Raw genomic sequence first — 25439 nt, forward strand, 5'->3', positions numbered from 1 at the left:
AATAGCTATTCTTCTTCCATTCCCAAGGCTTTTGAAAAGGTTTGCAAGCCGCCGGCATTGCCGCTTTTTACCATCGTTTGCATAGCCTGGGTCGGCGAATGGATTAATTTATTCATTAATTTATAACTCAATTCCTGCAACACCTGTTCGGCATTTTCCCCTTGTTGTAACGAACTCAACGCTTTTTCCAATAAATCCTGCCGGGCGTGTTCGGCATTTTCGCGATAACGTCGAATCAAATTGGAAAATTGATGTACTTTCAGCCATTCAAAGAAATCGGCACATTCCGCCCGAATAATTGCTTTTGCCTGTTCGGACGCCTGTTCCCGCTGATTCAAATTATGCTGAATGATGTTTTGCAAATCATCCACCGTGTAATGATAAACGCTGTCCAAATCCACCGCACTTTCATCAATATCGCGGGGCACGGCAATATCCACCAACAACATCGGGCGATAACCACGCGCCGTTTGCGCCCACTGAACCATGTCGCGGCTAATCAGAATGTTCGGGCTGCCGGTGGAACTGATCACAATATCCGTCTGATTTAAACCCTGCTGTAACTGTTCCAGGGAAAGGACTTGAATATTCGCCGCCGAATCCAATTTTTCCACCAACGCCTCGGCGCGCGCCAATGTACGGTTGGCGATAAATAAGTTTTTCACGCCGTGACGTAACAAATGGCGGTTCACCAGTTCAATGGTTTCACCTGCGCCCACTAATAAAATCGTCAAGTCACGCAGGGATTCAAAAATCTGACGTGCTAGGCTACAGGCGGCATAGGCAACGGACACCGCACTCTCGCCGATGTTGGTTTCGGTGCGCACCCGTTTAGCGGTAGCAAAGGTTTTTTGGAATAAACGGGATAGTTCGCCGGAAATGGTTTGCCCTTCCTGTTGATAATGCTGCTCGCTCATGTGGTAGGCTTGCTTCACCTGCCCCAAAATCTGCGGTTCGCCTAAAATCAGCGAATCCAAACCGCACGCCACTTCCATTAAATGATTCGCCGCCTGAAGATTTTCGTGAGTATAAACACAGTGCTGCAGCTCCGCCAACGCTAGTTGATGAATGTCGGCAAACCACTGCACCGCCAGTGTGATCCAGGTTTGCGTCTCTTGCGGCGGAACGCTTTTATTGTGCAGATAAACTTCCGTGCGATTACAGGTGGATAAAATCACCGCACTTTCCGCCAACTGCGTTTGTTGAATGTGACGCAAAGCAAAAGTGCGCTTTTCGTCGGAAAACGCCACCTTTTCCCGCAATGCCACGGAAGCAGTTTTGTGATTGATACCCAGAACTAAAATCGTCATAAAAAATACATGAAAAAGTCACCGCACTTTACAGTTAAGAAACGTCAAAGCGGCTAAAATTCGTCCCACAGAAGTTAAAAATAAAAATTAAAAACGGGCATATTCTAGCTGAATTGCCCGCTTTTAAGCAAATTGAAGCAATAAAAACAGGCTATCAATCTGCGATTTGCAGATTGTCAAATTTCTAAAAATGATCTTTTGCCTGGCGTAATTGCGTAAATTGCGCCAGACTCGTTGCCGTTAAAAACGGATTAATTTGTTTTTCCAAGCCGATGGTGCTCGGCAGGCTTGGCTGATTGGTGGCACGTTGCCGTTCCACCAAAACGCGCTGATTTTCCACCGCACTTTTGTTTGCCCAAACGCTTTCCACGAATTTCAGGTTACTTAAAGTATATTCATGACCCGGACAGACGATGGTTTCGTCAGGCAAGCTGGCAAAACGTTGCATGGCGGCAAACATGGTGGCGTAATCGCCGGTAAATACCCGTCCGCAACCGGCGGAAAATAGCGCGTCACCGCAAAACAAATGCCCGTCCGTTAAATACGCCACATGTTGCGCCGTATGCCCTGCGGCAGGCAACACTTGAATTCGGTAATGTTCGGTGTTAATGTCGCCCTCATTAATGATGTGCGTTGCCCCTTTGGCGGCACATTCGGCGGGGCCGTAAATCGGCACGTCGGGATAACGCGTTTTAAATTCGCCCACGCCACCGACATGGTCATCGTGCAAATGCGTCAGCAACACCGCTTCCGGCGTTAACTGGTGGGTATCCAGGAACCGGAACAACGCTTCACATTCCGGTACATCGACGATTAACGGCGGTAAATTTTCTCGGGCATAAAGCCAAATATAGTTGTCATTTAAGGCAGGAATCGGAATTAACATAGGACCTCGGAGTTACAACGATGTGGCGTGCTAAATATGAAAAATCGCTCACCATGCCAAGCGGCTGGCAGCAGCTTCCCAACGGAAGTGCGTATTGTAACGCATTAAGCGACTATTTTGCGCCTTGGCTTACAAAAATTTGTGGCTACCAAATTCTGAAAATCGGCGGACTCAGCGCGGAAATTACCTGCGATTTGCCGCTGCGCCATCAAATCAGTGTCAATGAAAAAACGCCTCCGAATCTGACCGCACTTTTGGGCGACTATCACTCCGTCGTGCAAAGCAAACTGACCGAATTGCCTTTTATCGAACAACACATCGATGCCTGTATTTTAACCAATACCCTTAATTTTGTGCAGGATCCGCACCAGGTTCTGCGCGAAACCCATCGGGTGCTGGCAGACGACGGTTATTTGTTTCTCAGTCTGTTTAACCCGTTGAGCACTTTTATGTTTAAGACCAGACTGGGGGAATTTCCGTTACGCCATTACTGTGCCTGGCGCGTTGCGGATTGGTTGGAATTATTGAATTTTGAGATTCTGGAACAACAAAATTTGGCGCTGAATGAACGACAAAGCGGCTGGTTTTCGCCGCTTATCGTGATGGTAGCGCAAAAACGTACTTATCCTTTAATCCTCAATCCAAAAAAAGTGCGGTCAAAAATCCCGGCGTTTTTACAACCTGCAGAAGCCTTGAAAGCGGCGGGGGAAAATCCGTAGAAATGAAAAAAACGGCCAGAAAACAAGTTCCGACCGTTTAGTTTTATAATGCACCAGCTAATCTTCTTTGCCTAAAATCTGATTGATTTCGCTCTTATATAACACGGCTTTTGCACCATAAATGGCTTGCACGCCGCCGCCCACTTCCAGCACATCAATGGCACCCAAGGCTTTCAAACGCGGTTTATCCACCAATTTAACGTCCTTCACCGCCACGCGCAGACGGGTAATGCACGCGTCCACATTTTCAATATTCTCACTATTGCCGAGGGCTTTAATGATCTCGTGCGCATTTTCCGTTAACGAAGACGTTTGTTGTTCAACCGCGTCATCCTGCTCTTCTGCACGTCCCGGGGTCATGACGTTAAATTTGGTAATCAGGAAACGGAAGCTGAAATAATACAACGCCGCCCAGCCGATGCCCACCCAAATGACTTTAAGCCAGTTGGTATTGTCGTTGCCTTGTAAGATACCGAACAGCAAGAAGTCGATAAAACCGCCGGAGAAGGTGTTGCCAATGGAAATGTTCAAAATGTCGGCGATGTAGAAGGAAACGCCGTCTAAAAAGGCGTGGAACACATACAACCAAGGAGCGACGAACAAGAACATGAATTCGATAGGCTCGGTAATGCCGGTAATGAAAGAGGTGAGCGCCGCGCCTAAAAATAAACCACCGATGGCGTTACGGCGCGCTTTCGGCACACAGTGATACATTGCCAAACAGGCTGCCGTCAAGCCGAACATCATGGTGTCGAAACGTCCGGCAAAGAAACGCGTACCTTCGGTAAATAGCCCTTGATGGTTCGGATCCGCCAATTGGACGAAGAAAATCTTTTGCGCGCCGATAATGGTTTCGCCGTTGACGATTTCCGTGCCGCCTAATTCGGTGTACCAGAACAGCGGGTAAATCATGTGGTGCAACCCTACCGCGCCGCATAAACGCATTAAGAAACCGTAGAAGAAAGTGCCGATTGCGCCCATAGAAGCGATATGTTCACCCGCAGACAATAACCAATTTTGGAAGGTCGGCCAAATTAAGAAGAAAATCGCTCCCACAAAAATCGCGGCAAATGCCGTCACAATTGGCACAAAACGCGAACCGCCGAAGAAGCCTAAAATTTGCGGCAACTGAATGTTGTGATATTTGTTATGCAGTTTTACCGTAATCAAGCCCATCACCAACGCGCCAATGACGCCCGTATCAATGCTTTTGGTTTCCGGCGAAAACAACGGAATTAACGCCGAAATGGTGCCTGTCATGATCAAATAACCGACCACCGCCGCCAATGCTGCTACGCCTTTATCCCGTTTCGCCAAGCCGATGCCCAAACCGATACACAACAAAAGTGCCAAATTGCCGAACACGACCGAGCCTGCGGCGGACATAATCTGAAAAACGCCCTGCAATGCCGGGTTATCCAATAAAGGATACGCCTGCACAGTGGCTTTATTGGACAACGCACCGCCAATCCCTAACAGCAAACCGGCAGCGGGCAAAATGGCAATAGGCAACATAAATGCCTTTCCGACTTGTTGAAGTTGTTTAAACATAAATTCTCTCCTCTTCACGACGCAATTTATGATTTATCTTGAAATATTTTATGGAGTTACATTTCTAAATATTAACTATTTTTTGGAATATTACTTAAATACTTGACGAAAAAACATGACTGAGATCGCATTTTAAGCAAAAAAATCGGCACCGAAGTGCCGACAATCCCAATCTATTTTATGTATATTATACGGTAAGATCCCGAATATCTTCGCTGGAAGCGTTGTTCATTACGGACTCTACACCTTTTTGTGCAGCAGCTTGCGAAGAATAATATTGGCTGCGACCGATTTCCTGATGATTTGCCGCTTTTAATACGAAATAAGGCTGATCATTTTTTGTAGTACGAAATTCAAAGTTTTTTGCATCCACTCCGTTTTTTTGCACGGAGGCAATGCCGTTTTGCGCGGAGGCTTTCGATTTGTAAAGCTCGCTGGTTAAAATAATTTGTCCGTTAGTTGCCATTAAATTGAACATAAATTGTCCATCTTTTGCTAATTTTAATTCGTAATATCCTTGTGCCATTTTAATTTCTCCCGGGTTTAATCGTTACTTAACAGTTATTTTGTTCCTTGCCGAAAAGGCATATTTTTGACTCTTTCCCTCAATTAAAAGTTCCTATAAAAAATCGCCTGCACAACCGCCCTCGGCAAAATATGCTAGAATGCGGCCCATTCAAACAAAACATCGGGAGAACATCATGGCCGGAATTTATCCGCTTAACGGCAGCCTTCAACATTATGTATGGGGCGGAGAAAATTACATTCCGAATTTATTGCATATCAATAAAACACAGGCACATTATGCCGAATACTGGCTCGGTGCGCATACTTCCGCGCCGTCACAGGTTGTCACCGCGCAAGGTGAAATGCCGCTGAGCAATTTTTTACAAAAAAATCCGACCGCACTTGGTGCGCAAAGTCGTAGTTTATTTGGTGAAAATCTGCCTTATTTACTCAAAATTTTAGATGTTGCCAATCCCCTTTCCATTCAGTTGCATCCGACCAAAAAACAAGCAGAAATCGGCTTTGCACAGGAAAATGCGGCGGGCATTGCGTTAAACGATCCGAAACGAACTTATAAAGATGATAATCACAAACCGGAAATGATGATCGCACTATCCGATTTCTGGCTTTTGCACGGTTTTAAAACCAAAGATAAGATTCTCGATACCCTTCGCCAACGTCCATCATTAGCGAATTTGGCAACAAAACTTGAATCACAAAATGTATCGGATTTTTACGCCGATCTGATGCTGGCGAAACAGGATCAACTGGCACAATGGCTTTTACCGATTATTGACGCGCAACAAAACGCCTTTGAGCAAAATCAGCTCTCTCCGCAGGATCCCGATTATTGGGTGCTTTACACGCTGCACGCCATGAATATTTCCAGAGATAAACTGGATGCAGGCTTGATGTGTTTCTACCTATTCAACATTGTCAATTTACATGTCGGCGAAGGCATTTTTCAGGCGGCAGGGATTCCCCACGCCTATTTACGCGGTCAAAATATTGAATTAATGGCGTGCTCCGACAATGTGATTCGCGGCGGTTTGACACCGAAGCACGTCGATATTGAGCAATTATTGAACGTTATTGACTACCGCGAAGTGATTCCGCAAGTGATCGCACCCGCACCGAAAGACGCCGTTTATTACACCTATTCAACGCCTGCTGAAGATTTTGCATTGAGCAATTTACGCTATGCGAAAAACACTGAATTTTCTGACCGCACTTTAAACGGCACAATTCTGTTTGTGATGGAAGGTGAAATGACACTGGAAGGCGACGGGCAAAAACTCACCTTAAAGCAAGGACAGGCGGCGTTTATTGAAGCGGATACAGAATACCACGTACAGGGCACTCAAGCAGGCTATGCCGTGCTAGCGGGCGTACCCACTTAGTTTTTTTACTTTTCTTCACTCCTTCGTTCACGAGGGAAGAAACGTGTTTTTACAAACATTTATGATGTCACACACAATATAGGAACGACTATGACACAACAAACTTTTATTCCCGGCAAAGATGCCGCCCTTGAGGAAAGTATTGAAAAATTTCAGCAAAAACTGACCGCACTTGGCTTTCATATTGAAGAAGCTTCGTGGTTAAATCCGGTGCCGAACGTGTGGTCGGTGCATATTCGCGACAAAGACTGCCCGCAATGTTTTTCCAACGGTAAAGGCGCCAGCAAAAAAGCGGCGTTAGCATCGGCATTGGGCGAATATTTCGAGCGACTTTCCACCAATTATTTCTGGACGGATTTCTATTTAGGGCAAAGCATTGCCAACAGCGATTTTGTGCATTATCCGAACGAAAAATGGTTCCCCATTGAAGATGAAGCCCTGTTACCACGCGGCATTTTAGACGATCATTTATTTGAACATTTCGATCCGAATCAGGAACTTACGCCTGAACTTTTGGTGGATTTGCAATCAGGCAATTACGAACGCGGCATTGTCGCCGTGCCCTATGTACGCCAATCGGATCAACAGGCGGTGTATATTCCGCAAAATATCATTTCCAATCTGTACGTCTCTAACGGCATGTCCGCCGGTAACAGCCAATTTGAAGCACGCGTGCAAGGTTTATCGGAAGTGTTTGAACGCTATGTAAAAAACAAAATCATCGCCGAATCCATCAGTTTGCCGCTTATTCCGCAAGACGTGATGGCACGTTATCCGTCTATTCAGGCATCCATTGAAAAGCTGGAACAGGAAGGCTTCCCGATTTTGGCGTATGACGCGTCTCTCGGCGGAAAATATCCGGTGATTTGTGTGATTTTACTCAACCCGACCAATGGCACCTGCTTCGCTTCCTTCGGTGCGCACCCGAAATTCCAAATGGCATTGGAGCGCACCGTTACCGAATTATTGCAAGGTCGCAGCTTAAAAGATTTGGATGTATTCGCGCCGCCGTCTTTCAATAATGACGATGTCGCTGAACACGCCAATCTGGAAACCCACTTTATCGATTCCAGCGGTTTAATCTCTTGGGATTTATTCAAAAACACGCCGGATTACGACTTCGCCGACTGGAATTTCTCCGGTAAAGACACCCACGAAGAATACGACAATCTGATGGCGATTTTCCGTGCGGAAAACAAAGAAGTTTACATTATGGATTACAACCATTTGAGCGTTTATGCCTGCCGTATCATTGTGCCGGGCATGTCCGATATTTATCCTGCCGACGATTTAATTTACGCCAACAGCAACATGGGCATGGACTGGCGCGAAATTCTGTTGGATTTACCGCATTTCCACCATGAAAAAGAAACCTATCAGGAATTGTTGGAAGAACTGGATGAGCAAGGCATTGACGACGCCATCCGCGTACGCGAATTTATCGGCATCGTGGCGCCCAAAGGCAGCGGCTGGACAACATTGCGCATCGGCGAATTAAAATCCATGCTTTACCTCGCCTTGGGCGATCTGGAAATGGCGCTGGATTGGGCAAACTGGGCATACAACATGAACGGCTCCGTATTCACCGCCGAACGTGCCAACTATTACCGTTGTTTAATCAGTAGCCTTGAGTTGTTCATGGATGGCAATCGCGATCCGCAACAATACCGCATGGTGTTCGACAAAATGTACGGCAAAGACGCCGTTGAATTTGCCTGGAACGCCATTCAGGGCGGCAATCCGTTCTACAACCTACCAGCCGGCGACGAAACCCTCGCCACGTTTAGCGAACATCAAAAGCTGCTGGCGGCATACGCCAAATTGCAAAAAGCCAAACGGGAAAATTGGCAATAAAGTGCGGTGTTTTTTTTAAATGTTTTTAAGGGCGAAGAAATTGATTCACCCTTTTATTTTCTGTGAATATTTTTAAGTAAATCTTCGTTCTGTGATCTAACACATGGAAATATCAACACGTTCAAGCTATGATTAGCAAACTGTTCCCCATAAATTAGAGGAGTTTATTTATGCAAACCTGGACAGCAGAAATGTGGCAAGCGGCGTTAATCGGTTTAGTGATCGGTTTCATTATCGGCTATTTCTTATTACGCATCACCAAAGAATCCGCCAAAAAACAAGTGAAAACCGAAGCGGAATTACGCGTAGCAAAAGAACAACTGGAAAGCCAAAAACAGCAGCTGGAAAAACATTTTGCCGAAAGTGCCGACTTGTTGAAATCTCTCGCGCAGGATTATCAAAAACTGTATCAACACTTCGCGCAATCCTCTACCCGATTATTACCTGAACTGAACGATAACTCACTGTTTCAACATGATTTATTAGACGACAAAGACAACCCTATGAACTCACAAAATACCGACGACCAACCAAAAGATTATTCGGAAGGATCATCCGGCTTATTCAAAGCGGAAAAATAGTTATTTATTAAGCTAAAAACCAATATAAGTGCGGTCATAAAATTTGATTTCCAGAGTGACCGCACTTTTTTATTTTTTATCTGAAAAGCCGTACAACCCACCGAACATTCAAGGATTTTTTTTGTCATAGCAGTTACCGAAATCGCATGGAAATTTCGAGTATGTTAATGTTTATTGGAGAACACATTTAATGAAAAAACACAATTTTGTATTAACAAGTATCGCGCTCGGATTGAGCCTGTTAAGCACACCTATGTTAAGCCAAGCAGAAATTCCCGCTATTGTTGAAGAACAACAAATGCCAAGTCTGGCACCAATGTTGGAAAAAGTGTTACCTTCCGTTGTTTCCATTTCAGTAGAAGGCAAACAAAAAACTCGCTCCGCACAACAATTTGACGACATTCCCGAGGAATTCAGATTTTTCTTTGGCCCTGATATGTTTGACCGCGATCGTGCGCCGCGTAACTTTAGGGGAATCGGTTCCGGTGCAATCATCAATGCAGAAAAAGGTTACGTTTTAACAAACAACCATGTGATTAAAGATGCAGATAAAATCACCGTTCAGTTACAAGATGGTCGCGAATTTAAAGCCAAAGTCATCGGCGCAGACGAACTGTCCGATGTGGCATTAATTCAAATAGAAAAACCGAAAAATCTGACCGCACTTAAAATCGCCGATTCCGACAAATTACGCGTGGGCGATTTCACCGTGGCAATTGGTAATCCATTTGGTTTAGGTCAAACCGTGACCTCCGGGATTGTTTCGGCGTTAGGGCGCTCCACAGGATCCGACAGTGGAATGTACGAAAACTATATCCAAACTGATGCGGCAGTCAATCGTGGTAACTCAGGTGGTCCATTAATCAATTTGAACGGCGAATTAATCGGCATTAATACCGCCATCATCTCCCCGAGCGGCGGTAATGCGGGTATCGCCTTCGCGATTCCGAGCAACATGGCGAATAACCTGGTTCAACAAATTCTTGAATTCGGTGAGGTGCGTCGCGGCATGTTAGGCATTAAAGGCGGCGAATTAAACGCTGATTTAGCACAGGCTTTCGACATTGAAGCAAAAAAAGGCGCTTTCGTAAGTGAAGTCATTCCGGGTTCTGCCGCAGATAAAGCCGGCTTGAAAGCAGGCGATGTGATTACAGCCATAAACGGACAATCTATTTCCAGTTTCGCCGAAATGCGCGCTAAAATCGCCACGTCCGGTGCAGGCAAAGAAATTGAGTTAACGTATTTACGTGATAGCAAGTCCAACACCACAAAAGTAGTCTTACAATCCGATGACAAAATCCAAACCAGTGCCGGCAATTTGCTCCCTGCACTAGACGGCGCGGAATTAAATAATTACGACGAAAAAGGCCTTAAAGGCGTATCTGTGGGCAAAATAAAAACCGGTTCTTTGGCAGAACAACGTGGTTTAAAAACCGGTGATGTGATTATCGGAATCAATCGCCAGAAAATAGAAAATCTCGGACAACTGCGCAAAGAGTTAGATAAAAAACCGTCTGCCGTTGCCTTGAACATTATTCGTGGCGATAGTAACTTCTATTTACTGGTGCAATAATCTGCAATAAAAATACCAATCCGCACGTAAAACGTGCGGTTTTTAGGCTACCCTATAAGGGCTTAGTACTTCACATGCCCTTCAAAGGAATCCACCATTAACGCAAATACTTATTCTCTTCCGTCTCCGGTTCTAAATCGAGTTTTTCCATCAGCAGACGGTCGCCGTCTTCTTCCGGGTTGCCGGTGACGAGGAGTTTGTCGCCGTAGAAAATGGAATTAGCGCCTGCCATGAAGCACATTGCCTGCATTTCTTCGCTCATGCCCTGGCGACCGGCGGATAAGCGCACATAGCTGTTCGGCATGGTGATACGCGCCACGGCGATGGTGCGGACAAATTCCGTCCAATCCAGTTCTTCTGCATCGGCAAGCGGCGTGCCTTCAATTTTCACTAATTGGTTAATCGGAACGGATTCCGGTTGCGGATCCAAATTGGCAAGGCTGGCGATAAGCCCCGCCCGTTCTTTGCGGGTTTCGTTCATGCCGACAATGCCGCCACAGCATACTTTCAAGCCCGCTTTGCGTACTTTGCCCAAGGTGCTGATACGATCATCGAAACGGCGTGTGCCGATAACTTCGCTGTAATGCTCCGGCGCGGTATCTAAATTGTGGTTGTAATAATCCAAGCCTGCGTCTTTTAATTCTTCCGCCATGCCGTCTTGCAATAAGCCGAAGGTGCCACAGGTTTCCATGCCGAGGGCTTTCACCGCCTTGATAATTTCCGTCACTTTGGCGATGTCTTTCGGTTTCGGTCCGCGCCACGCCGCGCCCATACAAAAACGCCCCGCCCCACGGGCTTTGGCAATTTTCGCTTTGGCGACGATTTCTTCCACGTCCAATAATTGCTGATTTTGCACGCCCGTTTGATAACGCGCCGATTGCGGGCAATAACCGCAATCCTCAGGACAGCCGCCGGTTTTAATGGACATTAAGGTTGAAAGCTGAATGGCGCGTGGATTGAAATTCTGACGATGCACTTGCGCCGCGCGGTAAACCAAATCTAAAAACGGGGTTTCAAACAACGCTTCTACTTTGCACACCGACCAATATTCCACGCTCGGGTGCGGGGTGATGGAGTAAATTTGCAGGGTACTGGTTAACATAGGTCTCCTTGAATGAATCTTTTTAATAGAAAGTGCGGTACATTTTAGGCGCATTTTTCTGAGTGAGTTATCCGACCATTTTCCACCTGCAGAATGCGATCCACTTTTCCTGCCAGCTCCGAAGGTTGATGGGTAACAAGCAACAAGGTTAAGTGTTTGCTACGGCAGAGTTCATCGATCAGGTTTAACATTTCCATGCGCAATTCGGGGTCGAGGGCGGAGAAAGGTTCGTCCAGTAACAAAATCGGCTTATCGCGCAACAAACAGCGCGCCAGCGCCACCCGTTGTTTTTGCCCGCCGGAAAGGCTGTTCGGCAGGCGGGACAAAAACGCGCCTAATCCCACGGCATCGGCGACCTGCGCCAATTGTTGTTGCTCAAGTGCGGTCAGTTTTAAGGACGTTTTTAAGCCCAACGCCAGATTTTGTTGCACCGTTAAATGAGGAAACAGGTTATTCTCCTGAAACAACATGGACACCGGTCGTTCATAAGGGGCGCTGCGGGTATGGTTTTCGCCGTTCAGCCAAATCTCGCCACGCGTTGGCAACACAAAGCCCGCGATGAAATTGAGTAATGTGCTTTTGCCTGCGCCGCTAGGACCGACCATGGCAACAAGTTCCCCCGCCGCTACCTGTAAGTCAAATTCCATAGGCAAAGCGTCGTCGGCTAAAAATACGTTATCTAAGCGAATCATATTGTTCCTTTTGATTTTCAATTAAGGCGAAAATCCCCCCGCATAATAACAGTAAAATGCCTGCCGTCACTGCGGCGTCTTGGTGGCGATAGCTACCTAATTGTTGATATAACAAATGGGGCAACGAGGTGAAATCCTGATTGCCGAACAGCGCAATGGCGGTGAAATCCCCCAAAGATAGCGCAAATGCTAGGGCGAAAGCATATTTTAGCGGCGCACGAAGATCATGCCATTCAATCAGCCGAAAACGCCGCCAGCCGAGAATACCAAGGGAATTGCACAGGCGTTCGTAATACAACATATTGTTATTAAAGGGTTCGGTGAGAATACGTAACACGAACGGCATGGCGCTTAAGGCATTACAGACGACCACAATGGCGAATAAATAAGCGTTGTTAAAATCAATTTCTCGCAGCAATAAAAACAAGCCCATCGCCAATACCAAAATGGGAATTGCCAAAATCACCATGCCCGCATTGATGATAAATTGCGCGGTTTTCACATAATACAGCCATTGCAAACGACGGGATAACAGCAATAACGCCACCGCCATCAGCAACGCCAGCAGCGCAGATGTCGGCGCAATGGTTAACGAATAGCCCAAGGCTTTCCACAGTTGCGGGTTGTGCCACGCCGTGAATAATTTTTCCGACGCCAGCGCGCTCACCATAATATTTAGCAACGGCGATAACATAAACAACAGAAACATCACCAGCAAAAAAACGTGGAAAATTTTGACCGCACTTTTGGGGCTATCAAGCCAGCGATAAGGGCTGCTTAACGCAGTTTGTGCGGTGGAACTAAACAGACTGCCAAGACTGAATAACAGCAGGCAAAATACGAATTGCAATAAAGCAAACAGCGCCGCTTTCGGCAAATCGAATTCAAACAGGATCGCCTGATAAACCGCCGTTTCCAGCGTGGTATATTGCGGCCCGCCGCCGAGGGTCAGCACCACGGTGAAACTGGTGAAACAAAGCATGAAAATCAGGCTAAAGGTCGGCAGAATTTGGCGGCGCAAATAATACCATTCCACCAAGCGCACAAAACGCCAGCCGCGAATATTCAGCTGCGCAGCCAGTTGGCGTTGTTCGTAAGGAATAGCTTTCAGACTTTGCAAAAATAACTTAGCAGCAAGCGGAATATTAAAGAAAAGATGGGCGGTTAGAATACCTGATAAGCCGTAAATGCTGCCCTGCCAGGTTTCGCCGAACAAGCCGAGACTTTGCGCAATCCAGCCGGAAGCGCCGTAAATACCGATCAAGCCGAAAATCGCCACCAACACCGGCAGCACAAAGGTCAGCGACATAATTCTGAGCAAAAATGATTTGCCGGGAAAATCCACATAATAAAAGGCACGGGCTAACAGCATGCCGAAAAACAGCGATAACAGTGCAGAAAGTAATGCTTGCCCGAAACTAAAGACGATAACGTGATGTAAATAGACATCGGAAAAGATGCTTTGCCACTGAAACTCACTACCCTGCGCCAACACCGCGCGCAGGGCGAAACCATAAAGCAAGGAAATCAACAACATCACCGCAACACCGCTCACATAATGACGAGGGCGGAATTGCGGATTGACGAATAAGGATGGAGACGACAAAAACATCGTTCAGGTTATTGCGTTAAGGTGGTTTGCCATTGGCTGATCCAGCTGCGTAATGCTTCCGGAGTGACATTGGAGGTATTCAGGAAAGATTGCCGTAACAATTTTTCTTTTAACGCATTAAAGTGCGGTTCAACAGGCGCGTGAATCACCGGCAACATCACGTTAGCCGTCACAATATGCTTCTGCGCTTCCGGCGTAATGAGAAAATCCATAAATTGATCGGCGCATTGATTTTTGTGATCGGCAATGCGTGCCGCCAGTTCCACCTGCGTTAAATTGCCTTCGGCAAATTCGGTGGCGGCGTAATTATCTTTATTTTCAGATAATTGATGATACAAGGGCGAAGTGCTGTAACTTAACACTAAATCCGCCTCGCCTTTCAGGAATGCGCCGTAAGTGTCCGACCAGCCTTTCCCTACCGTCACCGTGTGTTTCGCAAGTTGCTGCCACGCCTGCGCCACTTGTTCCGCCGGGTAAACGGCATTCATCCACACCAATAAACCGCGTCCGACGCTACTGGTGCGCGGGTCTTGATAAATCACGCGTAAATCTTCACGTTCCACCAATTCTTTCAAGCTTTTCGGCGGATTTTTCAGTTTATTTTTATCATACACAAAAGCATAAGTGCCGAAGTCGTAAGGCAAGAAGCTGTTGTCCGCCCACTGGCTCGGCAGCGAAAGTTTGCTCAAATCCACCTTATTCACATCAAACAATTTGCTTTTTTTCGCTTCATCCAACACGAAATTATCCAGCCCCAACACAATATCCGCTTTGGTTTTATGCCCTTCCAAACGTACGCGATTAAACAACGTGCCGCCACTTTCAAAAGGCATATAATTCACCACGCAACGGGGAAAATTTTGTTCAAACGCCTGCTTAAGTTTCGGACCGGCGCCCCAATCGGAAGTGAAGGAATCGTAAGTGTAAATGTTCACGTTTTCCTTCTGATTATCGGCAAACACCGTGCCTGCCGTTAAAGAAAGTGCGGTCAAAAATAAAAGTGTTTTTTTCATTTGTCTGTTCCTCTGTTTGAATTAATCCTTGTCGTGATAAGCCCAGTGATTAGTCGGTCCGTGTCCGTGCCCAGTATTTAACGGATAGCTGATGGCTACCGTGATGTAATCTTTTCGCAGTTTTGATCGCTTGTTTAACGCTAACGCTTTTGGCAATCATCACCGAAGTCTCCACCAGCCCGACCGGCATACCGATTTTAAAGGTGCGAAATATCAAAATCTGTCACAATGGCTTTCAGCTGACATTGGATGGTTTTGAGTGACACGGCGTAAATATCAACCACGTTCAAGGTATTTTGCGCGGCCACCGATGAACCAAACGACATCCTGTGCATTTGGAACATCTTCAAATCCGCCTGAACCCAGGCACCGCCGCCGCTGTCCGAACCGAAGATGGTCAACGCTTGCGCAACCTTACTCATCACGCCCTCCGTTATTTACAAATAACGGACAACAAAAACCATATTGCATAATTTTTCCTTTTTTTAACGAAAAAAAGATAATCAGCAATAATGACGATAAAAGAAGAGAAAAAAGAAAGGGAATGTGATTCTCTGTTAGTTTCCTACGTCAGTATTAACTGTATCAGGTTCACGGGTATCATCTCAGCACAAAGCACCCCGACTAATAACGGGGTTCAGTCTATATATTTTGCGGAGGAAGGGCAAGGAGTTTTGTGTTGGTTTGCGGGAAAAGAAAAGCACCTTATTTTTATAAGGTGCTTAGTTTAGTTGGTGTCAGAGTTCAGATGTAACAAAGCGCCTATTTCAAAACAGATCCACCCGAAGATGGCTGCGGGTATTGGCTAACCAATTCCAGGTGCCGGTAGTGTTTCAACACACAGCCACCTGAAGGTGGCTGCGGGAAAAAGTGTGGGTGTGCATACAAGGACGCAGGCGTTTCAACACACAGCCACCTGAAGGTGGCTGCTCCCTATATGAAAAAACAAGAAAAATCAGTAGATTACTTCCTGTATTTCGCTAACTTATTTCAAAATAGAGAGTGGGATAAGTATAACGGGCATGTCGTCGTTATACAAATGAATTAACTGTTCCAAATTGTTAAAGAAAATCAGGATCGCTAGCCTGACGGGAATTTGATGAGAACTAGGAGTTAGCGAGCTAGACAACAAGCACATCTTTAAACACATCCACCGCCGGTTTCGCCCCGTGGTGTTCCACTTTGCGTCTCCATTTGCTGCCTAGGTGATAAAATCGCAAACTACCACAATCCGGATCATAAGTCGCCAGTAGCTTAGCCTTCAATTTTACCCATTGATCCGGCGTTACATTGCATTCAAACACCGAATATTGCGCCCGTACGCCATAATCCAGACAATGCTTCGCAATACGGCGCAACCTGGTTTTTCCCTCCGGGTCTTCTAAAGAAATATCATAGGTAATCAACATTAACATTTTTCACCTCATCAAAAACGGCGGATATTCGGCTAAATCCCTACGTAAATGGCGTGATAACAACATAGCCTGAATATAGGGCAATAAACCGATTTCCACCTCTTCGCCCAAAAACGGATGAACGATTTTCTCCTGTTTTTTCGCCTGCAACGCCTGAAACAACAATTTTCTGGCTTCAGATTTTAAGGTTACCGCACCACCCGCCTCATTAATAAAATCCGCCGGTTTAATCTGCAAGCGATTAATCATACTTAACACCATACGATCAACCCACCAAGCGCGAAATTCTTCCAAAATATCCTGCGCTAGGCTGTCCCTGCCTGGTCGGTCGGCGTGCAGAAAACCGACCTGAGGATCCAGACCTACGCCTTGCAGCGCGCCGCTAATATCTTTCCCCAAAACACTATATAAGAAAGAAAGCAAAGCATTCACACCGTCTCTGGGCGGGCGACGATTTCGACCGCCAAAATGAAACCCGGTATTCTCACGAATAAGCAGATTAAATACGCCGAAATAACGTGCCGCCGCATCGCCTTCGATACCGCGAACCTCATCAAGATTTTCGGCTTGAGCCAATTGCCGTAAAGAAACATTCAAAGAATCGACCGCACTTTGTAGCTGAGCATTTTCCCCATAATTGCGAATTTGCCGCTGCAGCACCCGCTTACTCGCCTGAATCTTCGCCGCGATGATATTGCGCGCAATCGGCACAGGGTTTTGCTCCGACACCCGATACTGCGCCCGCCGCAGCAGCACATTACCGCTTTGCCGCCCCTGAAGCCGCCCCAAGAAACGCCCGTTTTCGGTAAAAAACGCCAGATTGACATTGTTCTCCCCGCAAAATCCCAAGAGAAACGGCGACACCAGCACATTACCGAAACAGAAAATATGTCCGATGGAATGCACCGGCAGTTGCGCCACTTTCTTCTTTTCCTGCTCCACTACCAACGTCTCCCGCTCCTTATGCAGATAACTGCCCTGAGTGGTGATATAGAGCGTGTTTTGCAGTTTCCGCATGGGTGGCTCCTAAAATTTTTCTTACTTCAATTAACTAGCAATTATAATTTTGATTATTGATATATTTTTCTGATTTTTTCTTCAAAACTTGGGGATAGTTTAAAACTATCAGATTTTATATATTGCAAGGCCTGAAAAGGCTTCCCTGATTTACCACATTCATAACCAAGCTCTTCTTCAATGTCATTTATAAGCATAATAGAATGACCTAACTCTTCTTCAATAGAAGATAAAATTTTATTAGTCAGTTTAGTGGCAACAGCTTTATCATTTTCAGATTTTCTATCTTGATGATCTTGATCATATATAGTGATATATTTTATCTTAAATTTATTTAATAATTTCAAGTACAAAGGTATATTTCCTTTTGAGCCACAATCAATAACCGTGTAACCATGCCTGAAAATACCAAGCTGTTTGGCTAATGCAGGAATAATTATTTTATCAGTAGCCCCTTCAACCAAAATTACCTTTTCCGCAAAGAACAACTCACTTCTATCCGGGTTAATCCAATAAGATAAATTCCAATTTTCTTGCTCATTACCATCAAATAAATCATCTTCACATTGTGTTACTTTACTACCAAATTCTTCATTCTCTTTTTTAATAATATAGATAGACTTATATCTATCCATATTAATAAGATTACTTGAATGTGTGCATAAAATTACTTGACTACCTGTTTCTGAAAGATTTATGAAGCTATCAAATAAAACTCGTTGAGCTTGCGGGTGTAGATATAGTTCTGGTTCTTCAAAAATAAAATAGCGAGATTTTGAGACCGCCCGATTTGTTATTTCAGGATTTTGAGTAATCTGCAACTGACGTTTTGCAATTAACTGTATAAGCGCAATAGTTACTGCACGTTGTAAACCATGTCCCTTGCGTGCAATATCTGTACGAGTGCCATCATTAATCCATACTGAAGCATTAGATTTTAAAATGGAGTCAATATCAGGAGTATTTAATTCAATATCAAAATAGGCATTCCAAGATGATAATTCTTGCGATAACGCATTCTCTAAATCTAATAACTGTTTTGGTCTGTCTGTATTTTCTTTGCCATCAATGTATTTACTAAACTTAGAAAATAAATTTACTAATTGCTGTTTTGTTACTTGCCAATGTTCATTATATTGAGACATTGACTCTACAACTTCGCCAAGTAATTTACCGAAAACGCTACTATCTTTTGATGTAAAATCATCTGTTGCGTTTTTAACGGCAGGCAGAAAATAAACTTCACCAAAAATGCCTTTAGCAACAGATTTCAGCCCCATGAAATTTGTTTTTTCTAATTCATAACTGAATGTTAGATCCAAAATATTTGATTGTATATATTTTTGTTGAGCCTCAATAACTTGTGCCTTAGATAGCTTTCCAGTACTAGGTAAATATTGATAAAAAGGCAAACTATTAGCGATCTCTCGCTTAGTATAATTCCCAGCGTTTTCTTCTTTTAGGAAGTCTTCTGAACAACTTTGTATCCAACCTTTATATTCAAAACTACCACCCAAATAAACACTTTTCCTAACCCTAATAGTCCCTTGCTTAGTTAGATATTTTTCAAATGTTGTTTGATCTTGAATATCTAAATCAGCAAATTCAATATCAACAAAAAGCTCTTGAGCACCTTGTGAGAAATCTAAATCTTGATGTTTAATTTCACCAAAAAAGAATAGAATCGCTGATAATAAATTAGATTTGCCATGATTATTTTGTCCAATAATAATCATCAAGTCTTGTGCTGAAATTCTTAGCTCTTTGATAGAACGCCAGTTTTTAATTTCAATTGTTTTAATTTTCATATTTTTTCCTTATTTCAAGATACTCAAATAATTCATCTACATACCCCGCCGACCTATCCCGTTTCCCCAACAATGCCGGCTGGCAAATCTCCACCAGCGAGCAGGCCTTGCAGCGTTTGCCGTAGTCGGGTGGCGGGGTTTGTCCGCTTTCCAGTAATCCACGGACGGCGGCGATGGTGGCTAGCGTGCGGGTGCGGAGGTCGTCTGAAAAGACGACAGGGACACGGTGGCGGGTTTGCATATACCACAGCGCGCCCTCAAGGACGGTTTGCCCCGTCATTTCCTCCAAACACAGCCCTTGGGCGCAAAGCTGGATTTCGTCCATAGGCTCAAGTTTGGGCTTGCCGCGTTTATATTCCACGGGTTTCAGACGACCTGTTTTCGCCTCGACCTCCACCAAATCCAGCACGCCGCTGATGCCCAGTTTCTCCGCCGAAACGTGAACGGTACGCTCAAAGCGCACGCCCTTGCGCGTCTCCGGTTCGCCCGAATCCACCCGTTCGTGTAGCGCGCTGCCTTGCGCGGTCAGATAATTCTCCGCCCACGCCTGTTCGTTGTGGATTAGGGCACACTGGCGCGGACAAAAGGCGTAGTGTTGCAGGGCTGAAAGGGGAATCAGGCGGGTATCCTGATTGCCCTGTTGAGTTTCAGTTGAAAGTGCGGTCACAAAAAACTCCGTTTTTTGAACGTTGGCTTATGCCAACGGCCCCGAAGGGGTGAATAAATAACTTCAGTCATTTATGAATATTTTTTCTGCGTTTTTATAGGTCGTCTGAAAAACATCGGTTGGGTGGGCATTCTTGCCCACCGTTTTTCAGACGACGTCGGGTGAGTGATGAGCAGGAATGCCCACCCAACCTAGGTTGAAAGTGCGGTCGTTTTCCTTTTTGTTTTACAAATCGTGTGCCAATCAGCCTAATTTGCGATCCAGCTTGGTTTCGCCAAGATTAGTTTCATCAACGCTGACGGTGTAGTCATCAAAGTTTCTGGCGACTTCCACACCGTCTTTTTTGGCAACACGGATACGTTTAAACAGGCTGTCGGCAGGGGCATCGCCTAGGCTGCTGCTGTGTTCGAACACATAAAGTCCGCGTGCGTTCATTTGTCCGCGTGCAGCAGAATGGTCGTGGTCGAACATATTGATCAGCGCTTTCCAGAATAACGCTAAATCTTCTTCGGAAAATCCTGTTTGTTTGGCAAAGTGTGCGGAAATAAAGCCGTGGCAGCGGTATAAACCATAAGGTACGGTGAATTTGCGTCCCATGCGGCCGCGTTCTTTCTTAGCTTTTTCTTCTTCACTGTCATCAGGATTTGGGTTATCAACTTCTTTAAACGCAGGGAAAATCCAAATCGACTCCTGCTTCAATCAGTTGGGTACTGACCACCCATAAAGGCTTTTTCAGACGACCTTCGCGATACAGTTCCAAATAACGGCGAACCAGTGCAATCACTTCGCTACGGTGCGTAGCACACATATTGGCAGAGAGATGAAGTTTGATGCCGTTTGAAGGCAGCGCGGCAAAAAGCCTACGGGCATGTTTGCGGGTATTGACCACCGCCAAAACACATGGACGCTCTGCAATTTCGTCGGCAATCTCTTGCCAGCTCTGTGTTTCATCATTTGGAGGCGGCATTTTGATGCGGACGCGGCGCAGACGTTCCGATAAGGCAATTTTGTCCGCCACAATCTCGCGCACATCCGGCAAACCTTCCAAAACGGTACGTCCGAATGCGTCAATATTTTTGCCAAGTTCAGGCTGAGTTGCCGTGCAAAGAACAAAGGTAACGCCGTAATCACACGCCAATATCCGCATCATATCGGTAATCGGTTTTTGAAAATCGCGCGGAAGCTGTTGGACTTCATCCAAAATAATCACGCTGTCTGCGATATTGTGAATCTTGCGGCAGCGGCTGGTTCTTGCCGCAAACAGGCTTTCAAACAACTGCACATTGGTAGTAACAATCAACGGCGCATCCCAGTTTTCCGCAGCAAGGCGCGTTTTGGCAGTTTCCTTGTCTTCCTTGACTTCCAAATTGCTGTGATGCTCCAGCACAGCATCATCGCCCAATGCTTTACGGAAAAAATCGGCGTTTTGTTCAATAATGCTGGTAAAGGGAATGGCGTAGATAATCCGTTTTTTACCGAACTTCAAAGCGTGTTTTAAAGCAAACCCCAAGCTCGCCAAGGTTTTGCCACCACCTGTCGGCACAGTTAAAGAAAATAAAGTGCGGTCGGATTCTGCGGCAGAAAAACATTGCGCTAAAATGGCACTCCGCTCTTGATTTAACACTGAATGCTTATCCGATTTTTCTGCAAGATCAAGCATATGCTTCTCGTAACGGCTGTGCATATCTTCTAAATCGGGGAAATTCGGGCGAAAACCTGCCTGTTGCGCCGCATCCGCATCGACAAAACCGTTCATAAAGGCTTCGGTATCTAAAAAATCAGCATCCACCAAACAAGAAAAGAGAAAACGCATCCAAATATGCAGTTCTTCAAGATTTATCCCGCTTTCCCAAACGTTTAAAAGGTCTTCTTCAAGCGCATCACCAGATAAGGATAAAAAGTCTTCAACTAGCCCACTTTTTTCCAAACCGGCTAAAGACTCTGCCAATTCATCGTCCGCCTGTGCCAAACGGTATTTCAAACTACCTTTGTCATACCAATCCGCCAAACCGGCATGATGCCCTGCTATTAAATATGCCAATAAATGCCCTAAGAAAGGATCAAGATTTTGCGTTGCATATTTTGCGCCTGCGGTCGAATGGGGAATTTTATGGGGTTTGGAAGATTCAATATCCTCAAGATGCGCGTTTTCCCGTTCAAATCCTGTAACCCTACGGATATATTCCTGAAAAGCCTCTTGAAATTTTCCCAAATCATGCAAAAGCCCTGCATATTCGGCAAACAAAGCCCCGTAACGTCCGGCAAAGCGTCTGGCGAGTTTTGCTACTTTTTTCAAGTGGTTTTGCAGAGGGTGAAAATGCCATTTTGAATCTTGGCGGGCATGGGCGATGACTTCAGACATTTGCATCTCCGTAATAGAAAAGCAATCGGTTTGTTTTTCCAGTACTGCATTGGGAATATCTGCCGAAGTCGTGCAGGAGGCCGAGGAGTTCGGCGGCTAAACTTAAATTTAGTTTTGAGGCAAGCTGTCCGGCAATGGAAGAGGTTTCGAATAAATGATCAATAAGTAACTGCCGTAATCCATTGGACTGGCGCACGTGTGCAATCGCATTTCTACTCATCGCGGTTTCCTTTAGGTCAAAAAATCGGCCTAACTTTTTTAGCAATAGCATTTTTAATTATGGGAGGAGGATAGCAAAAAACATTCAGCGCCACCAAACAGATAAATTCAAATTTGCGACCTCCCTCACACTTTCCCCCCCACTCTGAAAATTCCCCATTTCATGCTAAAGTTAGCGCACATTTTTTCATAAGGGTTCATCATGTCTTTTGTTGCATCATTCAGCGATAAACTTAATTCACTTGCCGAGATGTTAATCCAATCTTTTCCTGAGCAATTCGATTCGGCGTTATTTGCACAAATCCGGCAGCAGAAAGACGATCCTGCAAGCCATATCGGGCAGATTGCCGTGGCAGTGGCGATGTCGGATTTTGTGGTGGAAGTGTGGCAAAAACAACCGCACTTTTTGGCGAAATGCTGGCAAAATCCACCGCACTTTGATGACTGCGATCATTATGCCGAACGGCTGGATGCGGTGTTGCAAAAGGTGCAAACGGAAGAAGAATTTTATCGGTCATTACGTCAGTTTCGCGCCCGTGAAATGGTGAAACTGAGTTTTTGCCAAAGCCTGAATCTTGCCACGGTGGAACAGATTTTTATTCGCTTGTCGCAACTGGCGGAAAGCCTGATTATCGGGGCACGCGATTGGCTTTATGTGCGCGCTTGTGAGGAAATGGGCACGCCGATGGATGCGCAGGGCAACGCACAGCAGCTCTACATTCTCGGTATGGGCAAGCTGGGCGGCTTTGAGCTGAATTTTTCCTCCGACATTGATTTGATTTTTACGTACCCGAGCCAAGGGGAAACCGTGGGCGCACGCCGTAACATAGACAATGCAAAATTCTTCACCCGCTTGGGACAACGCCTGATTAACGCCTTGGATCAATACACCGCAGACGGCTTTGTGTATCGCACTGATATGCGTCTGCGCCCGTTTGGTGACAGCGGTGCGCTGGCGCTCAGTTTTAATGCCATGGAACAATATTATCAGGATCAGGGGCGCGATTGGGAACGTTACGCCATGATCAAAGGGCGGATTTTAGGCGCGCAGACAACGGATCCGAATGTCACCGTGTTGCAAAATTTACTGCGCCCGTTTGTGTATCGTCGCTACATTGATTTCAGTGTGATTCAAGCATTGCGCGACATGAAGCAGAAAATCGAGCGGGAAGTGCGTCGCCGCAACCTCACCGATAACATTAAACTGGGTGCCGGCGGGATTCGTGAAGTAGAATTTATCGTGCAGGTTTTTCAGCTGATCCGCGGTGGGCGTGAAGCCGCGCTGCAACAACCCGAACTGCTGAGTTTATTGCCTGAACTCACCAAGCTTCACTTAATTTCCGACGAACAGGAAACGCAGTTGCGCCATGCCTATTTATTTTTGCGACGTGCGGAAAACGTGCTGCAAGCCATCAAAGATCAGCAAACACAACAACTGCCCGATAATGAATCGGATCGCCAACGTTTAATCTTCGCCTGTGCGGAATTCACCCAATGGAATGCGCAGCGGAAAAGTGTCAATATCCGTTATCCGATTCACGATTGGAGCGGTTTTCTTGACGTGTTGCATGACCATCAACGTAAAGTGCGGTCGGTTTTCCAATCATTAATTGGTGACGAACAGGAAGAAAATACCTCAGAAAACGAATGGGAAGATTTTCTCGAAACGGATTTTGACGAACAGGAATTGCTCGGCATTTTGCAACAAAACGGCGTGCCGGAGACGGAACAGGATGTGGTGTTGGATCGCCTGTTACAATTTCGTAATGAACTGCCCCGTTATGCCATCGGCGTACGTGGGCGGGCGGTGCTCAATCGCTTAATGCCCAATGTGTTGCAACAGGTTTTGTATACGCCTCATTGTCCTATTTTGCTGCCGCGCATTCTAACCATCATCGAAAAAATCCTGACCCGCACCACCTATTTGGAATTGCTGGCGGAAAATCCGCAAGCCCTAACGCAACTTATTGAGCTTTGCGCCCAATCGAAATTTATTGCAGAACAAGTGGCGCGCCACCCGATTTTGCTGGATGAACTGCTCGATCAAAAATCCTTGCGAAATCCACCGCACTTTACCGAGTATGCCTCCGAATTGCAGCAATATTTATTGCGTTTGCCGCAAGGCGACGAAGAACAATTTATCGACGGCTTGCGGCAATTTAAGCACGCCGCCCTGCTTCGTATTGCCGCCGCGGATATTCTCGGCGTACTGCCGGTGATGAAAGTCAGCGACCATCTCACCTATTTGGCGGAAGCAATTATCGGCGCGGTGGTCAATCTGGCATGGCAACAAATTGCCGTTCGCTTCGGCGTACCCGAACATTTGGCGGAAGGACAGAAAAATTTCCTGGTGGTGGGTTACGGCAAATTAGGCGGCATTGAATTGGGCTATAAATCCGATTTGGATTTGGTGTTTTTATACGATCCCGCTACTAATAGCCAAACCGTCGGCGGTAAAAAAGTCATCGACAGCAACCAGTTTTATTTGCGCTTGGCACAAAAAATCGTCAGCATTTTCAGCATGAACACCAGCGCGGGGATTTTATACGACGTCGATATGCGATTGCGTCCGTCGGGCGATGCGGGCTTACTGGGTTGTTCCTTCGCCGCCTTTGAAAACTACCAACTGAACGAAGCCTGGACGTGGGAAAAACAGGCCTTGGTGCGTAGCCGGGCGGTCTTCGGCGAACCGAAACTACGTGAAGAATTTGATGCCATTCGTCGCAAAGTGCTAGCCGCGCCACGGGATCTGGCAAAACTCAAACAGGACGTATGTGAAATGCGCAAAAAAATGTATCAGCATTTGACGCAACAGACGGAAAATCAATTCAACATCAAAACCGACTCGGGCGGTATTACGGACATTGAATTCATCGCGCAATATCTGGTGCTGGCGCATTCACCACAACAACCGGCGCTCACCCGCTGGTCTGACAATGTGCGTATTTTCGACATCATGGTGAAATACGGCGTAATTTCCGAAACAGACGGCGAACGCCTGAAACAATGCTATGTAGATCTGCGAAACCGCACTCACCACCTGAATTTACTGGGCTTGCCTTCCGTGGTCAACGCCTCGGAATTTCACGCCGAACGAGCGTTTGTGCGGGAGATTTGGGCGCGGTTGTTTTATTAGATAAAGTGCGGTCAT

The 25439-nt window shown here is 45.9% G+C and carries 21 protein-coding genes, 1 pseudogene and 1 riboswitch; of the genes and pseudogenes, 6 read left to right on the plus strand and 16 right to left on the minus strand.

The window, feature by feature from the left end; genetic code table 11:
- Positions 1-5: 5 nt before the first annotated feature.
- Entirely contained in the window at positions 6-1310 is a 1305-nt protein-coding gene (gene hemA / locus LIN98_RS07260) for a glutamyl-tRNA reductase (RefSeq protein ID WP_005567451.1), read from the minus strand.
- Between the two features lie 184 nt (positions 1311-1494).
- A complete protein-coding gene (gloB, locus tag LIN98_RS07265) occupies positions 1495-2196 on the minus strand; it encodes a hydroxyacylglutathione hydrolase (protein WP_014167740.1) in 702 nt (233 codons plus the stop codon).
- A gap of 20 nt (positions 2197-2216) precedes the next feature.
- On the opposite strand from gloB, the gene LIN98_RS07270 reads away from it, so the two are divergent.
- On the plus strand, positions 2217-2915 hold the full coding sequence (locus LIN98_RS07270) for a class I SAM-dependent methyltransferase (protein WP_005545943.1): 699 nt from the start codon (positions 2217-2219) through the stop codon (positions 2913-2915).
- A 57-nt stretch (positions 2916-2972) separates the two neighbouring features.
- On the opposite strand, the gene LIN98_RS07275 is transcribed toward LIN98_RS07270, so the two are convergent.
- A complete protein-coding gene (locus LIN98_RS07275) occupies positions 2973-4466 on the minus strand; it encodes a PTS transporter subunit EIIC (RefSeq protein ID WP_005590003.1) in 1494 nt (497 codons plus the stop codon).
- 187 nt (positions 4467-4653) lie between these two features.
- Positions 4654-4992 carry a YegP family protein gene (locus LIN98_RS07280; protein ID WP_005540212.1) on the minus strand — a complete coding sequence of 113 codons (339 nt, stop codon included), beginning with the start codon at positions 4990-4992 and terminating at the stop codon, positions 4654-4656.
- Between the two features lie 175 nt (positions 4993-5167).
- On the opposite strand from LIN98_RS07280, the gene manA reads away from it, so the two are divergent.
- From manA to LIN98_RS07300, 4 genes are all read left to right on the plus strand, one after another.
- Entirely contained in the window at positions 5168-6373 is a 1206-nt protein-coding gene (manA, locus tag LIN98_RS07285; RefSeq protein WP_005545939.1) for a mannose-6-phosphate isomerase, class I, read from the plus strand.
- Between the two features lie 90 nt (positions 6374-6463).
- A complete protein-coding gene (ycaO, locus tag LIN98_RS07290; protein ID WP_053330386.1) occupies positions 6464-8227 on the plus strand; it encodes a 30S ribosomal protein S12 methylthiotransferase accessory factor YcaO in 1764 nt (587 codons plus the stop codon).
- Positions 8228-8397: 170 nt separating this feature from the next.
- On the plus strand, positions 8398-8808 hold the full coding sequence (locus LIN98_RS07295) for a Z-ring associated ZapG family protein (protein WP_005540203.1): 411 nt from the start codon (positions 8398-8400) through the stop codon (positions 8806-8808).
- Positions 8809-8998: 190 nt separating this feature from the next.
- Positions 8999-10381: a Do family serine endopeptidase gene (locus tag LIN98_RS07300; protein WP_005545932.1), complete on the plus strand. Its 1383-nt coding sequence runs from the start codon at positions 8999-9001 to the stop codon at positions 10379-10381.
- 97 nt (positions 10382-10478) lie between these two features.
- On the opposite strand, the gene bioB is transcribed toward LIN98_RS07300, so the two are convergent.
- The 12 genes and pseudogenes from bioB to LIN98_RS07360 form a co-directional block, all read right to left on the minus strand.
- The gene (gene bioB / locus LIN98_RS07305; RefSeq protein WP_005540274.1) at positions 10479-11483 is read right to left on the minus strand and encodes a biotin synthase BioB; all 1005 of its coding nucleotides are present in this window, start codon (positions 11481-11483) and stop codon (positions 10479-10481) included.
- Positions 11484-11527: 44 nt separating this feature from the next.
- Entirely contained in the window at positions 11528-12175 is a 648-nt protein-coding gene (thiQ, locus tag LIN98_RS07310) for a thiamine ABC transporter ATP-binding protein (protein WP_005567444.1), read from the minus strand.
- Complete coding sequence (gene thiP, locus LIN98_RS07315; protein WP_148326196.1) at positions 12159-13787, minus strand: thiamine/thiamine pyrophosphate ABC transporter permease ThiP; 1629 nt, start codon at positions 13785-13787, stop codon at positions 12159-12161. The genes thiQ and thiP overlap by 17 nt, the downstream gene beginning before the upstream one ends.
- A gap of 8 nt (positions 13788-13795) precedes the next feature.
- Positions 13796-14800, minus strand: a complete 1005-nt coding sequence (gene thiB / locus LIN98_RS07320) for a thiamine ABC transporter substrate binding subunit (protein ID WP_005567441.1) — start codon at positions 14798-14800, stop codon at positions 13796-13798.
- A 21-nt stretch (positions 14801-14821) separates the two neighbouring features.
- Positions 14822-15222 (minus strand): annotated as a pseudogene (locus tag LIN98_RS07325) (bifunctional hydroxymethylpyrimidine kinase/phosphomethylpyrimidine kinase).
- A 123-nt stretch (positions 15223-15345) separates the two neighbouring features.
- Positions 15346-15433, minus strand: a riboswitch (TPP riboswitch).
- A 488-nt stretch (positions 15434-15921) separates the two neighbouring features.
- Positions 15922-16215, minus strand: a complete 294-nt coding sequence (gene cas2, locus LIN98_RS07330) for a CRISPR-associated endonuclease Cas2 (protein WP_249856099.1) — start codon at positions 16213-16215, stop codon at positions 15922-15924.
- 3 nt (positions 16216-16218) lie between these two features.
- Complete coding sequence (gene cas1c, locus LIN98_RS07335) at positions 16219-17232, minus strand: type I-C CRISPR-associated endonuclease Cas1c (RefSeq protein ID WP_005571529.1); 1014 nt, start codon at positions 17230-17232, stop codon at positions 16219-16221.
- Between the two features lie 53 nt (positions 17233-17285).
- A complete protein-coding gene (locus tag LIN98_RS07340) occupies positions 17286-19040 on the minus strand; it encodes an ATP-dependent nuclease (RefSeq protein ID WP_249856100.1) in 1755 nt (584 codons plus the stop codon).
- On the minus strand, positions 19030-19707 hold the full coding sequence (cas4, locus tag LIN98_RS07345) for a CRISPR-associated protein Cas4 (RefSeq protein ID WP_142951978.1): 678 nt from the start codon (positions 19705-19707) through the stop codon (positions 19030-19032). Before cas4 ends, LIN98_RS07340 begins: the two co-directional genes overlap by 11 nt.
- 243 nt (positions 19708-19950) lie before the next feature.
- Positions 19951-20406 carry a type I CRISPR-associated protein Cas7 gene (locus tag LIN98_RS07350; RefSeq protein ID WP_231098019.1) on the minus strand — a complete coding sequence of 152 codons (456 nt, stop codon included), beginning with the start codon at positions 20404-20406 and terminating at the stop codon, positions 19951-19953.
- A complete protein-coding gene (locus tag LIN98_RS07355; RefSeq protein ID WP_014167734.1) occupies positions 20369-22069 on the minus strand; it encodes a CRISPR-associated helicase/endonuclease Cas3 in 1701 nt (566 codons plus the stop codon). The genes LIN98_RS07350 and LIN98_RS07355 overlap by 38 nt, the downstream gene beginning before the upstream one ends.
- Positions 22062-22289 (minus strand): hypothetical protein, encoded by a 228-nt coding sequence (locus LIN98_RS07360; protein ID WP_005567423.1) that lies wholly within the window; start codon positions 22287-22289, stop codon positions 22062-22064. Before LIN98_RS07360 ends, LIN98_RS07355 begins: the two co-directional genes overlap by 8 nt.
- A 201-nt stretch (positions 22290-22490) precedes the next feature.
- Here LIN98_RS07360 and glnE point away from each other — a divergent pair, with 201 nt between their 5' ends.
- Positions 22491-25424, plus strand: coding sequence for a bifunctional [glutamate--ammonia ligase]-adenylyl-L-tyrosine phosphorylase/[glutamate--ammonia-ligase] adenylyltransferase (gene glnE, locus LIN98_RS07365; protein WP_014167733.1), 2934 nt, complete (start codon positions 22491-22493; stop codon positions 25422-25424).
- Positions 25425-25439 lie beyond the last annotated feature (15 nt).

This window comes from Aggregatibacter actinomycetemcomitans (assembly GCF_023518055.1).
In the GTDB taxonomy this organism is placed as follows: domain Bacteria; phylum Pseudomonadota; class Gammaproteobacteria; order Enterobacterales; family Pasteurellaceae; genus Aggregatibacter; species Aggregatibacter actinomycetemcomitans.